General features: G+C 69.5%; 17 protein-coding genes. 8 read left to right on the top strand and 9 right to left on the bottom strand.

Annotated elements, in window-relative coordinates:
- Positions 1-62: 62 nt before the first annotated feature.
- Genes ABFX50_RS37785 through ABFX50_RS37775 form a run of 3 tightly spaced genes read left to right on the top strand, consistent with a single transcriptional unit; the run spans position 63 to position 469 of the window.
- On the top strand, positions 63-197 hold the full coding sequence (locus tag ABFX50_RS37785; RefSeq protein WP_346153393.1) for a pirin family protein: 135 nt from the start codon (positions 63-65) through the stop codon (positions 195-197).
- A 54-nt stretch (positions 198-251) separates the two neighbouring features.
- Positions 252-389, top strand: a complete 138-nt coding sequence (locus ABFX50_RS37780; protein ID WP_346153391.1) for a hypothetical protein — start codon at positions 252-254, stop codon at positions 387-389.
- A complete protein-coding gene (locus tag ABFX50_RS37775) occupies positions 365-469 on the top strand; it encodes a pirin-like C-terminal cupin domain-containing protein (protein WP_346153389.1) in 105 nt (34 codons plus the stop codon). Before ABFX50_RS37780 ends, ABFX50_RS37775 begins: the two co-directional genes overlap by 25 nt.
- Positions 470-552: 83 nt before the next feature.
- Here ABFX50_RS37775 and ABFX50_RS37770 read toward each other — a convergent pair whose 3' ends face one another.
- The 5 genes from ABFX50_RS37770 to ngcE are packed head-to-tail and all read right to left on the bottom strand — an operon-like array spanning position 553 to position 4,623.
- Complete coding sequence (locus tag ABFX50_RS37770; protein WP_346153387.1) at positions 553-1,077, bottom strand: superoxide dismutase family protein; 525 nt, start codon at positions 1,075-1,077, stop codon at positions 553-555.
- Positions 1,078-1,133: 56 nt separating this feature from the next.
- A complete protein-coding gene (locus tag ABFX50_RS37765) occupies positions 1,134-1,382 on the bottom strand; it encodes a 4a-hydroxytetrahydrobiopterin dehydratase (protein ID WP_183656810.1) in 249 nt (82 codons plus the stop codon).
- A 10-nt stretch (positions 1,383-1,392) separates the two neighbouring features.
- Positions 1,393-2,235, bottom strand: a complete 843-nt coding sequence (locus ABFX50_RS37760; protein WP_346153385.1) for a carbohydrate ABC transporter permease — start codon at positions 2,233-2,235, stop codon at positions 1,393-1,395.
- Position 2,236: 1 nt separating this feature from the next.
- On the bottom strand, positions 2,237-3,169 hold the full coding sequence (locus tag ABFX50_RS37755) for a carbohydrate ABC transporter permease (protein ID WP_346153383.1): 933 nt from the start codon (positions 3,167-3,169) through the stop codon (positions 2,237-2,239).
- A 5-nt stretch (positions 3,170-3,174) separates the two neighbouring features.
- The gene (ngcE, locus tag ABFX50_RS37750) at positions 3,175-4,623 is read right to left on the bottom strand and encodes an N-acetylglucosamine/diacetylchitobiose ABC transporter substrate-binding protein (RefSeq protein WP_346153381.1); all 1,449 of its coding nucleotides are present in this window, start codon (positions 4,621-4,623) and stop codon (positions 3,175-3,177) included.
- Between the two features lie 166 nt (positions 4,624-4,789).
- On the opposite strand from ngcE, the gene ABFX50_RS37745 reads away from it, so the two are divergent.
- Positions 4,790-6,028, top strand: a complete 1,239-nt coding sequence (locus tag ABFX50_RS37745; RefSeq protein ID WP_346153379.1) for an alkyl sulfatase dimerization domain-containing protein — start codon at positions 4,790-4,792, stop codon at positions 6,026-6,028.
- Here ABFX50_RS37745 and ABFX50_RS37740 read toward each other — a convergent pair.
- Together ABFX50_RS37740 and ABFX50_RS37735 are read right to left on the bottom strand one after the other, a co-directional pair.
- Positions 6,025-7,242, bottom strand: a complete 1,218-nt coding sequence (locus ABFX50_RS37740; RefSeq protein ID WP_183656796.1) for an aminotransferase class III-fold pyridoxal phosphate-dependent enzyme — start codon at positions 7,240-7,242, stop codon at positions 6,025-6,027. The genes ABFX50_RS37745 and ABFX50_RS37740 overlap by 4 nt on opposite strands.
- Positions 7,229-8,140, bottom strand: coding sequence for a carbohydrate kinase family protein (locus ABFX50_RS37735; protein ID WP_183656793.1), 912 nt, complete (start codon positions 8,138-8,140; stop codon positions 7,229-7,231). The genes ABFX50_RS37740 and ABFX50_RS37735 overlap by 14 nt, the downstream gene beginning before the upstream one ends.
- 48 nt (positions 8,141-8,188) lie before the next feature.
- Here ABFX50_RS37735 and ABFX50_RS37730 point away from each other — a divergent pair, with 48 nt between their 5' ends.
- Both ABFX50_RS37730 and ABFX50_RS37725 read left to right on the top strand, forming a co-directional pair.
- Complete coding sequence (locus ABFX50_RS37730) at positions 8,189-8,773, top strand: TetR/AcrR family transcriptional regulator (RefSeq protein ID WP_346153376.1); 585 nt, start codon at positions 8,189-8,191, stop codon at positions 8,771-8,773.
- Entirely contained in the window at positions 8,770-9,414 is a 645-nt protein-coding gene (locus ABFX50_RS37725; RefSeq protein ID WP_312895845.1) for a class II aldolase/adducin family protein, read from the top strand. The genes ABFX50_RS37730 and ABFX50_RS37725 overlap by 4 nt, the downstream gene beginning before the upstream one ends.
- 39 nt (positions 9,415-9,453) lie before the next feature.
- Here ABFX50_RS37725 and ABFX50_RS37720 read toward each other — a convergent pair whose 3' ends face one another.
- A complete protein-coding gene (locus tag ABFX50_RS37720; protein ID WP_346153374.1) occupies positions 9,454-11,025 on the bottom strand; it encodes a DUF885 domain-containing protein in 1,572 nt (523 codons plus the stop codon).
- Positions 11,026-11,048: 23 nt separating this feature from the next.
- On the opposite strand from ABFX50_RS37720, the gene ABFX50_RS37715 reads away from it, so the two are divergent.
- Positions 11,049-12,254: a DUF4032 domain-containing protein gene (locus ABFX50_RS37715; RefSeq protein ID WP_346153372.1), complete on the top strand. Its 1,206-nt coding sequence runs from the start codon at positions 11,049-11,051 to the stop codon at positions 12,252-12,254.
- Here ABFX50_RS37715 and ABFX50_RS37710 read toward each other — a convergent pair.
- Positions 12,248-12,853, bottom strand: coding sequence for an NAD(P)-dependent oxidoreductase (locus tag ABFX50_RS37710; RefSeq protein WP_346153370.1), 606 nt, complete (start codon positions 12,851-12,853; stop codon positions 12,248-12,250). The two genes, ABFX50_RS37715 and ABFX50_RS37710, sit on opposite strands and share 7 nt — an antisense overlap.
- A gap of 54 nt (positions 12,854-12,907) precedes the next feature.
- Here ABFX50_RS37710 and ABFX50_RS37705 point away from each other — a divergent pair, with 54 nt between their 5' ends.
- Complete coding sequence (locus ABFX50_RS37705) at positions 12,908-13,267, top strand: winged helix-turn-helix transcriptional regulator (protein ID WP_346153368.1); 360 nt, start codon at positions 12,908-12,910, stop codon at positions 13,265-13,267.
- The last annotated feature ends 73 nt before the right edge of the window (positions 13,268-13,340 follow it).

The following is a 13,340-nucleotide window of genomic DNA, read 5'->3' as shown; positions in this document are numbered from 1 at the left end:
TCAATTGGTTTCATCCGGGGTACTCCCCGGCACCCCGGGGCGGCTTCGAGACCGTCACCTACATGATCGACGGCGTCATGGACCACACCGACTCCCACGGCGGCGGCGGCACGATCGCCGACGGCGACACCCAGTGGATGACGGCCGGCAGCGGCATCCTGCACAAGGAGGCGCCGCCCGAGTGGCTGGTCCAGTAGGGCGGCCTGTTCCACGGCATCCAGCTGTGGGTCAACCTGCCGGGCAAGGACAAGATGGTGGCCCCGAAGTACCAGGACATCGGGGGCACCAACGTCGTCCTGCTCAGCAGCGACGACGGCGGCGCGCTGGTGCGCGTCATCACCGGCGCCGACAGATCGGCGAGCCGGTGGCGCACTACGGGCCCTTCGTGATGAACACCAAGGCCGAGCTGGTCCAGGCCTTCGAGGACTACCAGTCGGGGCGCTTCGGCAGTGTCCCCGCCGGCCACTGACCCACACCGGCAGGCCACACCGGCGTGCCACACCGCGGGAGGTCCCGTCGCGAGCGCGGCGGGGCCTTCCGCGTCGTCAGGGCCTACTGCAGGGTGAGGCAGGCGATGCGCGAGCCAGCCGTGCCGTCGGGAGCGGTGGGCTCGGCGTGGATGACCAGCGAGCGGGGCAGGCGGTCGCGGTTGAGTGTCCAGCCGTGGCGGGCCGAGGAGGTGCCCGCGCCCACCGTGTCGGTCTTCAGGTCGAGCCAGACCTCGTTGCTGGCGTCGGCGTGGGAGTGGGCGTGCTGGTAGTGGGGCCCGGCGTCGTCCGGCTTGGCTCCGCAGGGGTTGACGTGCAGGTGCACGCCGTACGTCCTGTTGGGCAGCAGCCCCTCGGCGACCAGGGACGAGCGGGTCTGGCCCGCGACCGACTCGACCGTGGCGCTGGCCTGCGCGCCGTCGGGCGCCAGCGCACGGTCGTAGACGATGACGGCGCCCGTGGTGGCGAACTGGCCGCCTCCCGAGATCCGCACGCCGTTCGGCGTGGGGCTGACGGCGACGCTCGAAGCGCAGGCCGCGGCTGCCGGCGCGGCGACCAGGAGGGCGAACAGCATGGCAGGCAGGCGCATCAGGGAACTCCCCAGAGGTGGCGACAGGCCGCCCACTCTAGTGAGTAATCAGATGTTCACGCGCCGTGTTTACGGGCGATGTCATCGATGATGGCCGCCAGTTGGTGGTCGAGGTCGGTGAGGCCGCCCGCGTCGTGGGTGGTCAGGGTGAGGTGCAGGGTGCGCCATCGGATGTCGATGTCCGGATGGTGGTTGAGCTCCTCCGCCTTGACCGCGATCTCGTCGACGATACGGATGGCCGTGGGGAAGTCCGGCGCGGTGACGGTGCGCCGGATCTCCTCGCCTTCCTGCTTCCATTCGCTCATGAGGCCCACGTTACTTCAGGGCGCCGGCTCCGAGCCCCGACTGGATCTGGCGCTGGAAGATGATGTAGATGACCAGCACCGGGATGATCGCCAGGTTGAGCGCGGCGAAAAGGGCGGGCCAGTCGGCCTCGTAGCCGGCGATCGTGGAGATGTCGGCGATGCCCTGCGTGATGACCCACTTCTCCTTGTCGCCCGGCACCAGCGCCAGCGGCAGCAGGTACTGGTTCCACTGCCCCAGCACGTTGAAGATCGTGATGCTGATGAGGCCCGGCTTGGCCATCGGCAGCATGACCTGGAAGAACGTCCGGGTGTGGGAGGCGCCGTCGATCTTCGCCGCCTCGGCGACCGCCTCGGGCAGCGTGCGGAAGAACGCCGCGAGGAAGAAGACGGTGAACGGCAGCGAGTAGGCGATGTAGACGATGACCAGGCCGACGTGCGAGTCGAGCAGCCCGAACTGCTTGACGATGAAGAACAGCGGGCCGATGGCCAGGAAGACGGGGAAGGCCATCCCCGCCACGAACAGCAGGTAGATCAGGCGCTGGCCGGGGAAGGTGTAGCGGGCCAGGACGTAGGCGGCCATGGAGCCGAACAGCATGGTGCCCGCCGTCCCGAAGAGGACGACGACCACCGTGTTGATCATGTAGGTGCCGACGTTCGCCTTGTCCCACGCGCGCGCCCAGTTGTCCCAGCGCAGCTCGGCCGGCAGCTGGAGCGCGTCGCCGAAGATCTCGGTGTTGTTCTTGAAGGCGGCCAGGAACGTCCAGACCAGCGGCAGGATGATCAGCAGGGCCCAGATGACGAGCGCGAGGTGCGAAAGGCCGCTGAAGACATTGGGCTTGGGCTTGTTCCGCATGTCAGAGCTCGATCTTCTCGCGCCTGGAGACGCGCAGGGTCAGCACCGCGAAGGTGATGGTCAGGAAGAACAGGGCGACGCCCATCGCCGAGGCGTAACCGACCTTGTTGTAGGAGAAGGCGGTCTTGTAGATCTCGACGGGCAGCACGGTGGTGGCGCCGTCGGGGCCGCCCGCGGTCACCGACAGCACCTGGACCAGCGCGAAGCAGTCGAAGGCCGCGATGCCGAGGTAGACCCAGCCGACCTGGATCGTGTCGCGCAGCAGCGGCAGTGTGATGGAGAAGAACAGCCTGAAGCGCCCCGCGCCGTCGAGCGCGGCGGCCTCGAAGTAGTCCTTGGGGATGGCGGCCATGCCCGCGGAGAACAGCACCACGTAGAAGCCGACCGCCTGCCAGATCATCACGGCCAGCAGCGACCACAGCGCGAGGCTGGGCTCGGTGAGCCAGCCGACGGGGTCGAAACCCATCTTGATCAGCGCGCCGTTGATGACACCGCTCTCGTCCGGCCGGTAGATGGCCTTCCACAGCACGCTGACGACGGCGACGGCGAGCACCTGGGGGGCGAAGAAGACCACCTTGTAGAAGGTGGACCCCCAAACGCCCCTCATGCCCGAGCCGCGCGACCCGCCGCCCAGGTTGAGCAGGAAGGCGAAGAACAGCGCCAGCGCGATGGTCAGGAGCGGCAGCACGAGCAGGATCACCGCGTGGTTGCGTATCGCCTGCCAGAAGACCTCGTCACCGAAGAGCTTGCCGAAGTTGGCCAGGCCGACGTAGGTCGGGTTCCTCTGGTATCCGTTCCAGCTCGTCAGCGCCAGTTGGAACGCCTGGATGTAGGGGCTGATGACGAAGACCAGATAGAGGGTCAGCGGGACGACGAGGAACCCGGCGACGAACCCGTACTTGCGCAACCGCTCCATGCTCACCGGTCGCTCCATCGTGTTTAGGCGTTCCTCGTCTGCTTCGCGATCGAGGAGTCGGCCTTGATGTCGTCGGCCTTCTTCTGGACCTTGTCCAGGTACTCCTCGACGGTCAGGCGGCCGGCCATCAGCGTGTTCTGCTGCTGCCAGGCGTAGTCGAACAGCTCCTTGTACCAGCCCTCGAAGCGCGCGTCGGTGATGATGTTCTGACCGGCGGCGTCCTGCGCCTTGGCGGCGCTGACCAGGCCGGGGGTCAGGTCGAGGCCCTCGGCGGCGCCGTTGACCACGGTGAGGTTCTTGGTCTTCTCCGTGAAGCCCTTCGCGCCCTCCTTGGAGAGCATGAGGCGCATGTACTCCAGGCCGCCCTGGGGGTTCTTGCCCTTGGCGGCGACGACGAAGTTCTCGCCGACGCCGACCTGGATGGCTCCGTAGGGCATCTTGTCGGCGGCGGTGATGCTGGGGATGGGCGCGATGGCGTACTCGAAGTCCTTGGGCTTGTCCTTGACCATCTCGTTCTCGAGCCAGGAGCCGCAGGGGTAGAACAGCACCTTGTGCTGCAGGTGCTTGATCTGGGTCTGGGTGTGGTCGAGGCCGAGGTAGGACTTGTCGCCGAAGGCGGTCTGGACCTCGAGCCACGCGGTCACGGAGGCCTTGACCGCCTCGGACTTCCAGGCGTTGTCGACGAGGTTGTCGATGTCGATGATGACCTGGTTGCCGCCGATCTTCGCGGCGGAGTAGAGCATGTTCCAGAGCTGGTAGTACGGGCCCTTCTGGCCGGGGAAGGCGAACAGGACGATGCCCTCCTTCTTCGCGGTCTCGCCGAGGGCCTTGAACTCCTCCCAGGTGGTCGGGAGGGTCCAGCCCTTGTCGGCGAAGAACTTCGAGTCGTACCAGAGGGCGCGGTGCGACACGATGTAGTTGAGGACCAGGTCCTGGCCGTTGAGCTTGGCGTTCTCGAGGGCGGCGGGGGTGACGGTGTCGCGGACCTTCTTGCCGGGGTCGTCGACGGAGGGGGCGTCCCACAGCGGGGTGAGGTCGGCGAGGTGGCCCTCGGCGGCCAGGGCGGCCAGGTCGAGCGCCTCGGGGCCGGAGTTGTTGACGACGTCGGGCACGTCGCCGCTGAGGAAGCGGGGGCGGAGCTGGGTGCCGATGTTCTGGGTGCCGACGTGCTTGATCTGCACGCCCGCGTGGGCCTTGGTGTAGAGCGGCTGGTGGACGCCCGTGGCGTAGGCGTCGCCGAGGCCGCCGCTGAAGATGACCACCTCGAGCGGCTTCTTGGCGTCGACGCCGAGCGGGTTGGCGGCCGAGACGAGGCCGGAGGCCGACGCGCCGGCGCTGGCCGAGGCCACGGGCTCAGGACCGCCGCCGGTGGCGCAGGCACTGAGGAGGCCCGCGCCGGGGCCGGCGACGAGAGCGGTCATGCCGATCCGGCGCAGCAGCTGACGCCTGGTGATCTCTCCCGGGTGGGTCATGGGGGGCTCTCCTCATGAAGGGATCAATTAGGAAAGTTTCCTAAACGTTTGCCTGAAGGTACGGAGGGCTCCCGACCTGGGTCAAGACCTCGAGACGCAGCTGTGACCTTGAGATGTCACACCGTGACCCTTGCCCAGAACCTTCTTCTGCTGTGAGGCTGATTCCATGATTGAGGAGTACGCGGACCGCGTCTGGCGTGGCGAAGAGGCTGACAGCATCGTCGACAACGGCATGGACGGCAAGGGCGTCCAGCAGATCGCCGACGGTCTCGGCTGGTGGCCCGGGTTCGGCAACGTGATCGCCTTCGAGACCGAGGGCGAGCTCGTGCTCTTCGACACCAGCAGCGGATTCTCCGCCGCCCGGATGCACCAGGACGTCCGCGCGTGGAGCGGCGCGCCGCTGACGACGGCCTTCTTCTCCCACGGCCACTTCGACCATGTGTACGGCCTCGGCCCCTTCGAGCAGGAGGGCCGCAGGGCCACGGTCTACGCCCACGAGGCGGTGGGCGCCCGCTTCGACCGCTACATCCTCACCAACGGATACAACGCGGTCATCAACCAGCGCCAGTTCCAGGCGCCGAACCTGCGCTGGCCGAGCGACTACCGCTACCCCGACGTGACCTACCGCGACTCCCTCACCGTGCGCAGGGGCGGCCTGACCTTCGAGCTGTTCCACGCCAAGGGCGAGACAGACGACGCGACGGTGGGCCACGTCCCCGAGCACCGGCTGCTGCTTCCCGGCGACCTGTTCATCTGGGTGACGCCCAACTGCGGCAACCCGCAGAAGGTGCAGCGCTATCCCCGCGAGTGGGTGTACGCGCTTCGCAGGATGGCCTCGCTGGACGCCGAGATCATGCTGCCCAGCCACGGGGCGCCCGTCTTCGGCGCCGACCGCGTCAGGCAGGCGCTGCTGGAGACCGCCGAGTGGCTGGAGCATCTGGTCACCCAGACGCTGGACCTGCTCAACGCGGGCGCCCGCCTGGACGAGATCGTGCACACCGTCAGGCCGCTCGACCGCTACGCCGACCGGCCGTATCTGCGGGCCCGCTACGACGAGCCCGAGTTCGTCGTGCGCAACATCTGGCGGCTGTACGGCGGCTGGTACGACGGCAACCCCGCTCGCCTCAAGCCGGCGCCCGACGCCGTGCTCGCCAGGGCGGTGGCCGAGCTGGCCGGAGGCCCCGCCGTGCTGGCCGACGCGGCGCTGAAGGCGCTGGGCGAGGGCGACGAGCGCCTGGCGGGCCACCTGGCCGAGATGGCCGCGCTGGCCGCGCCCGGCGACGCCGGGGTGCACCGCGTGCGGGCCGAGGTCTTCGGCACGCGCGCGGCCGGCGAGATGTCGCTGATGTCCAAGGGCATCTTCACCTGGGCGGCGTCGGAGTCGTCGAAGATCGCCGACGCCTAGGACCCCAGGTGCGCCCGTGTCTCGGCGAAGGCCCTGTCGGTGCCTTCGAGGGCGCGAGCGACGTCGTCCTCGGTGTGGGCGGCCGACAGGAACCAGTTGTGCCAGGGGTGGATGTAGACGCCGTTCCTCAGGCAGGCGTCGCTCCAGTACATCGCGGTCGACAGGTCGGCATCGCCGTCGAAGCTCAGCCAGGGGATGGTCACGGGGCCCGTCTGGTTGACCGTGAAACCGTGCGCCTTGGCCTGGGCGTACAGGCCCTCGCGCAGCCTGGTTCCCGAGCGGAACATCGTCGCGATGCCGTCGGTGTCGCGCAGCGTCTCGATGGTCGCCTTCGCGGCGGCCATCGCGACCGCGCTGAACCAGAACGATCCGGTGGAGTAGAGCGTCTGGGCGGGGCCGCGAAGCGCGTCGACGCCGGTGACCGCGGCGATGGGGTAGCCGTTGGCCATGGCCTTCGACCACGCAGTCAGGTCGGGGCGCACGCCGTACTGCTCCCATGAGCCACGCAGGTCGATGCGGAAGCCGGCGCGCACGTCGTCGATGACGAGCGCGGCGCCGAGGCGGTCGGCGAGGGCGCGGGCGCCGCGCGCGAAGGCGGGCTCGACGAGCTCCTGGTCCTCGAAGGAGTCGTGCTTGAAGGGGGTGACGATGATCGCGGCCACGTCGCCCTCGACGGTGGCGGCGGCGGCCTCCAGGGACTCCAGGGAGTTGTAGGCGAACTCGACGAGGTCGGCGCGCTCGTTGGGGGTGGTGCCCGCGGTCGAGGGCGTGCACCAGGGATCGGCGCCGTGGTAGGCGCCGTGGGCCATGAGCACCTTCGTACGGCCGGTCGCGGCGCGCGCCACCATGAGCGCCTGGGTGGTGGCGTCGGTGCCGTTCTTGGAGAACATCGCCCAGTCGGCGCTCGGGATCGTGTCCACGAGCAGCTCGGCCAGCTCCACCATGACCGGGCCAGGACCGTTGAGGCAGTCGCCCTCGGCGAGCTGGCGGGCGGCGGCCTCCTCGACCACGGGGTGGCGGTGGCCGAGCACGACGGGGCCCCACGAGCACATGAAGTCGATGTACTCGCGGCCGTCCACGTCCCACTGCCTGCAGCCCTCGCCCCTGGCGAAGAACTGGGGGTAGCCGGGGGCGAAGATGGCGGCGTTGAGGTGACCGTACATGCCGCCGGGGATGACCTGCCGCGCGCGCTCGCGCAGCTCAGCGTCCTTCATCGAAGATCCCTTCCAGATCGCCTGCGTCCGAGCCGAGCCCGGTGGCCACGCGGGCCGCGGCCGCGGTGCCCCACCGGGCGGCGGTGACGACGTCGTGTCCGCGCAGCAGCCCGGTGAGGAAGCCCGCGCAGTAGGCGTCGCCGCAGCCGGTGGTGTCGTTGACCTCCACCTCCAGTGCGGGGACGCGGGTCGAGCCCTCGGCGGTGACCACGAGGCTGCCCTCCTCGCCGAGCGTGACCAGCACCCCCGAGACGCCGTCGGCCAGGAGCGCGGCCGCGGCCTCCTCCACGGTGTCCGCGCCCGTCATGGCCAGCGCCTGCGCGGCGTTGGGCAGCACGTGATCCACGTGCGGCAGGAACGACCTCGCCATGGCCAGCAGGTCCGGCATCTCGGACAGCAGGTCCATGGTGACGATCGTGCCGCGCTCCCTGAGGGAGTCGAGGACGTCGAAGAAGGCGGGCTCGCCCAGGCCGAAGGTGACGTCCATGCCGCCCAGGTGGACGGCCCTCGCGCCGCGCAGCACCTCGACGTCGAGGTCGGCCAGGCTCACGCTCAGGTTCGCGCCCGGCACGTGGAAGCTGGGCCTGCCGCCGTCCGGCCTGATCGGCAGGATGGAGGCGGCGGTCTGCTCGCCCGTGCGGCGGGCCAGCAGCGACACGTCCACGCCGTGCCTGGACATGATCATCAACAGGAAGTCGCCGAGCTCGTCGTCGCCGATCGCGCCCATGGACGTCACCTTGTTGCCCAGCTTCACCAGGTCGACGGCGGTCCCCGCGGCCGCTCCCGCCGCCGTGAGACGGATCTGGTCGACCAGGACCGTGTCCTGCCCCGCCGGGATCGTCTCGACGGGCCGGGTGAGGATGTCCACGATGTGCACGCCTACGGTCACCACGCTCATGGCCGGTAGTAGACAGACGTCCGAATAAAAAGTCAATATGCTGGAACCATGCCGAAGATCGTTGACCACGACGAGCGCCGCCGCGAGGTGCTGTCCGCCGCGACCGCCGTCATCGTGCGCGACGGCATCGACGCCGCCACCTCCCGCGCGATCGCCAAGGAGGCGGGCTACTCCAACGGAGTGCTGGCCCACTACTTCGCCGACAAGGACGAGATCCTTCTGTCCGCGCTGCGCGACTCCCATCACCGCATCCGCGCGCGCATCACCGAGCGGGTGGGCGACGCGCGCGGGCTGGCGGCGCTGCGCGAGGTGCTGATGGACAACCTGCCGCTCGACGAGGAGCGGGCGCAGGAGACCCGGCTGGAGATCAGCTTCTGGAGCAGGAGTCTCGCCGTGGAGCGGCTGGCCGAGGTGCAGAGGGCGGAGGCGGCCGAGCTGCGCGCCGCCGTACGGCGCCTGCTGGAGGAGGCGCGCGCGGCCGGGGAGATCCGCGCGGACGAGGGCCTCGACGACCTGACCGAACGGCTGCTGGCCCTCGTGGACGGCCTGAGCCTGCGCTCGCTGCTCTACCCTGGCCGGCTGGGCAGGGCAGAGCTGGAGCGCATCATGACCACGACCCTGGAGGCACTGTGACCGCCATCGACCAGCTCAGGCAGCAGCTCTGCGAGTACGGCGGGCGCGCCGTCGAGCTTGGACTGGTGCTCGGCTCCTCGGGGAACCTGAGCGCGCGCCACGGCGACCTGGTGGCCGTCACGCCCTCGGGCGTCGCGCTCGACCGGCTGACCCCCGAGATGTGCCCGGTCGTCGACGTCGAGGGCTACCTGGTCGAGGGCGAGCTGCAGCCCTCCTCGGAGACCCCGATGCACCTGGCGATCTACGGGAGCACCACCGCGCAGGCCGTCGTGCACACGCACGCCGTCTTCGGCACGGTGGTGGCGACCACGATGACCGAGCTGCCACCCGTCCACTACAACGCCCTGCTGCTCGGCGGCGTGGTGAAGGTCGCCGAGTACGCCACCTACGGCACGCCCGAGCTGGCCGCCAACATCAGGACGGCGATGGAGGGCAAGCAGGCGGCGCTGATGGCCAACCACGGAGGGGTGACCATCGGCGCCACGCTGGAGCAGGCCTTCGAGGCCACCCGGCTGCTCGAGTGGCTGTGCGAGGTCTACGTGCGGGGGCTGTCCGTCGGCAAGCCGGTGGTGCTCACCGACGAACAGCTGGCCGCCGTCGTCGAGCGGGCGGCGAACCCGCCCGTCTTTCCCAGGCGCTGAGCGCGGCCTTCTCCAGGCGCTGAGCGCGGGCTTCTCGCGCTAGGCGCTGAGCGCGGCCTTCTCGGCCAGGCCGAGCGGCAGGCTGCCCGAGCCCGCGATCCTGTCGTGGAACTCCTTGAGCGACCCGCTGAACGCCTTGCCGATCCGCTCGATCTCGATCGCGCCTGTCAGGTAGGAGGGAGCCTGGGTGGGCCACGCGCAGTAGCGGTTGACCTCGCCCTTGGCGGTCTCGGGCGACAGCGAGGAGTTGGCCAGCATGTACGCCTCGGCGTCCTCGATGGACATCTCCTCGCAGTGCAGCGCGGTGTCGACCACCATGCGGGCGGCGCGGAAGATGCGGGCGTCCAGGTAGCCCAGCTCGGTGGCCGGGGTGTCGAAGTAGCCCTGCTCGTTGATCATCTTCTCGACGTAGAGGCCCCAGCCCTCGTTGAAGTACGGCGTGCTGAACACCTTGCGGATCGTCCTGGGGTTGCCCGCCTTGTGCGCCAGGTGCCAGTGGTGGCCGGGGTAGGCCTCGTGGACGGAGATCGCCGGCATCTGGAAGCGGCTGTTGGTGCGCAGGCGCTGCCGTACCTGCTCGTCGGTGAAGCCGTCGGGGGTGTAGGGCACGAAGAAGTAGCCGCGCCGCGAGCTGGTCAGCGGGGGCGGCGAGATGTAGTGCGCGACGGACAGGATCGGCCTGTTGTAGGCGGCCGAGGGCAGCACCAGGCACTCCTCGCCCTCGGGGAAGGTGACCAGGTCGCGCTCGCGGACGAACTCGCGGGCGCGCTGCGTCTCCGCCTCGTACTCGGCGCGCATCGCCTCCAGGGTCGGCGGGTGGTTGTCGGCGAGGACGGCCACCGCCGCGCGCCAGTCGTCAGAGCCGTCGAGCCTGCGGGCCGCCTCGCGCATCTCGGCGTCGAGCAGCGCCACTTGCTGCCTGCCTCGCTCGTGCAGGCCCGCCGCGCCGTACCCGAGCAGCTCCCGCTCGGTCAGCAGCGTGGTGTAGAGCTTCTCCCCCATCCGCCAGCTGCCGCGGGCCTCGAAGCCCTCGAGGAAGGTCACGAAGCCGTCGAAGGCGCGGGCGGCGGGCTCGGCCGCCACGGCGAACCTGGAGCTCAGGACGGCGTCGTCGATCATCGAGGGGATGGTCTGCGTCAGCAGCCCCCTCGCGGTGCGGGCCTGGCCGAGGGCGCGCTGCACCTGCAGGTCGGCCGCCAGCTCGGGCTCGAGGTTGACGCGGCAGGCCGCGAGCACGTCCGGCACCTCGCCGAGCTGCGCGATCGCCGCCTCGACCAGCTCGGACTCCGGCTTGAGCGCCCGCTGGAACGGCACGAACAGGGAGGCGAAGACGCCGGCCAGGTAGGCGCTGGGATCCCTGCGCCACCACGGCCACGCGGCCAGCGCCAGGTCGCCGCGCAGCTGGGAGACGGCCAGGTCACGGTCGATCTCGTCGTCGACGGTGGGGGTCTCCCACGTCGCGAGCCTTTCCAGCCACCCCGCCTGCTCGCGCTCGTAGTTCAGCAGGCCGTCCTCGGTGAAGTCGCCGAGCGTGCGGTCGTAGCCTTCGGCGCCCAGCAGTGTCGCGGAGATGGGGTTACGGGTGAAGTACCAGGTCAGAAACTCGTCCACCTTCCGCACCATATCCTGATGAAATGCCGCTTCAGATCACCGGTGCGCTCGGCGACCCCGACCTCATCTGCCTCCCCTGGGAGCTCCCCCTGGAAGAGTGGCCCGCCCGCCACCTTGTGGACCTGCCACGCGGTATCTCCCGCCACGTGGTGCGCTTCGCCAGGCTCGGCGGGAAGGTCTACGCGATCAAGGAGATCAGCGAGCGGTACGCCAAGAGGGAGTACCGGCTGCTGTGGGACCTGGCCAGGCTGGACGCGCCCGCGGTCGAGCCCGTGGCGTACGTGACGGGCAGGGACGAGGGGCTCGACTCCGCGCTCATCACCAGGCACCTGCAGTTCTCGCTCCCTTACAGGGCCGTCATGTCGGGCACCCTGCGCCCCGACACTCTCACCCGCCTGCTCGACGCGCTTGCCGTGCTGCTGGTCCGGCTGCACCTCAACGGCTTCTTCTGGGGCGACTGCTCGCTGTCCAACACGCTGTTCCGCAGGGACGCGGGGGCCTTCGCCGCCTACCTCGTCGACGCCGAGACCGGCGACATGCACCCGATGATCAGCGAGGGCCAGCGCCTGCACGACATCGAGATCGCCTACATGAACCTGTTCGGCGAGATGCTCGACCTCGAGGCAGGCGGGCTGCTGCACCCCTCGATCGACCCGCTCGACACCGCCGAGCAGATCACCTCCCGCTACCACCGGCTGTGGGAGGAGATCACGCAGGACGAGATCATCGAGGAGGTCGACTGGCACAAGGTGGAGAACCGCATCCGCCGCCTCAACCTCCTCGGCTTCGACGTGGCCGAGATGATGGTGCGGCGCAAGGTCGGCACGGGACGGCTCATCGTGCGCCCCAAGGTCGTCGACGCCGGCCACCACCAGCGCCGCCTGCTGCGCCTGACCGGTCTCGACACCGAGGAGAACCAGGCGCGGCGGCTGCTGAACGACCTCGACGGCTTCCGCGTGGCCAGGGGCCTGCGGCACGAGGACGAGGCGATCGTGGCGCACAGGTGGCTGGCCGAGGTCTTCCAGCCGACGATAGAGGCCATCCCGGAGGAGCTGCGCCGCAAGCTGGAGCCGGCGCAGCTCTTCCACGAGGTGCTCGACCACCGCTGGTACCTCTCGGAGACGGCGGGCGGCGACGTGGGCCTGCCCGCCGCGGTGAAGTCGTACGTGGACACCGTGCTGGTCCACAAGCCCGACGAGAAGGCGCTCCTTCCCGAAGAGGATCAGTAGGCGACGGTGATCCTGCGCCGCGGGTGCTCGCCGCTCTCCACCTCGTCGGCGACGGCCACCGCGAAGTCCTCGGCGGTGATGAAGCTCCTGCCGTCCGCGTCGGTGAGCAGCTGGTCGCCGCCCAGGCGGAAGACGCCCGTCCGGTCGCCGGGGGCGATCTCCGCGGCGGGGGCGACGTAGGTCCAGTCGAGGTCCTCGACCTTCCGGTAGAGCTGCTCGTAGACGGCCCGCGCCGCGAGGGACTCCTTTTTGTAGATCTCGGGGAAGCCGGGCGTGTCGACGAGGCTGACGCCCGGCGCGACCTCGAGGCCGCCCGCGCCGCCCACCGTGAGCAGCCGCCTCACGCCCGCCGCGCGGACGCCGTCGATGAGGGCCCTGTTCGCGGCCAGGAAGGGCGCCTCGGGCTCGGAGCCGTCGCGCGGCGGGGCGATGGCGGAGACCACCACGTCGTAGCCCCTGGCGAGCTCGCCCGCCTGCGCCACGTCACCCTTGACCGGGCCCGACCTGCTCATTCCTGTGACCTGGTGACCGCGATTGCCCAGCTCCGCCGCGATGCGCTGACCGATCATGCCGGTGGCGCCGAAAAGTAGGATCTTCATGACCTCGATGGTATCCGTTTGATACCGATTACTTCACCGTGCTATAGGTACCTTATGGATACTGGCGATGCTTTCGACCCGAACTGCCCGACAAGGTTGGTTCTCGACCGCATCGGCGACAAATGGTCGGTGCTGGTGCTGCTGAGCCTGGCCGAAGGACCGATGCGCTTCACCGAGCTGCGCAGGCGCGTCGGCGGCGTCACCCCGAAGGTGCTGACCCAGACGCTGCGCGCCATGGAGTACGACGGATTGCTGACCAGGAAGGTCTTCGCCGAGGTGCCACCCAGGGTGGAGTACACCCTCAGCGAGCTCGGACGCTCGCTGCACGAGCCTGTCGCCGCCGTCACGCGCTGGGCCGAGCAGAACGTCGGGCGCATCGTGGGGAGCCGCGAGGCCATCGATCACGCACAGTGATCTTTTCTATACGGTGAGCCTTTTCCCCTCCCGAGAGGAACATATCCTCTACCCCCCTCTTCCGGCGCGGCCG

Source organism: Nonomuraea recticatena, assembly GCF_039533245.1.
In the GTDB taxonomy this organism is placed as follows: Bacteria; Actinomycetota; Actinomycetes; order Streptosporangiales; family Streptosporangiaceae; genus Nonomuraea; species Nonomuraea roseola.
Note: the sequence above shows the minus strand (reverse complement) of the source record. Positions and strands in the feature narration are given on the sequence as shown.

Coding starts and splice junctions, on each gene's coding strand:
- ABFX50_RS37785 (WP_346153393.1), top strand. CDS start 63: ATGATCGACGGCGTCATGGACCACACCGACTCCCACGGCGGCGGCGGC.
- ABFX50_RS37780 (WP_346153391.1), top strand. CDS start 252: ATGGTGGCCCCGAAGTACCAGGACATCGGGGGCACCAACGTCGTCCTG.
- ABFX50_RS37770 (WP_346153387.1), bottom strand. CDS start 1,077: ATGCGCCTGCCTGCCATGCTGTTCGCCCTCCTGGTCGCCGCGCCGGCA.
- ABFX50_RS37765 (WP_183656810.1), bottom strand. CDS start 1,382: ATGAGCGAATGGAAGCAGGAAGGCGAGGAGATCCGGCGCACCGTCACC.
- ABFX50_RS37760 (WP_346153385.1), bottom strand. CDS start 2,235: ATGCGGAACAAGCCCAAGCCCAATGTCTTCAGCGGCCTTTCGCACCTC.
- ABFX50_RS37755 (WP_346153383.1), bottom strand. CDS start 3,169: ATGGAGCGACCGGTGAGCATGGAGCGGTTGCGCAAGTACGGGTTCGTC.
- ngcE (WP_346153381.1), bottom strand. CDS start 4,623: ATGACCCACCCGGGAGAGATCACCAGGCGTCAGCTGCTGCGCCGGATC.
- ABFX50_RS37745 (WP_346153379.1), top strand. CDS start 4,790: ATGATTGAGGAGTACGCGGACCGCGTCTGGCGTGGCGAAGAGGCTGAC.
- ABFX50_RS37740 (WP_183656796.1), bottom strand. CDS start 7,242: ATGAAGGACGCTGAGCTGCGCGAGCGCGCGCGGCAGGTCATCCCCGGC.
- ABFX50_RS37735 (WP_183656793.1), bottom strand. CDS start 8,140: ATGAGCGTGGTGACCGTAGGCGTGCACATCGTGGACATCCTCACCCGG.
- ABFX50_RS37730 (WP_346153376.1), top strand. CDS start 8,189: ATGCCGAAGATCGTTGACCACGACGAGCGCCGCCGCGAGGTGCTGTCC.
- ABFX50_RS37715 (WP_346153372.1), top strand. CDS start 11,049: ATGCCGCTTCAGATCACCGGTGCGCTCGGCGACCCCGACCTCATCTGC.
- ABFX50_RS37710 (WP_346153370.1), bottom strand. CDS start 12,853: ATGAAGATCCTACTTTTCGGCGCCACCGGCATGATCGGTCAGCGCATC.
- ABFX50_RS37705 (WP_346153368.1), top strand. CDS start 12,908: ATGGATACTGGCGATGCTTTCGACCCGAACTGCCCGACAAGGTTGGTT.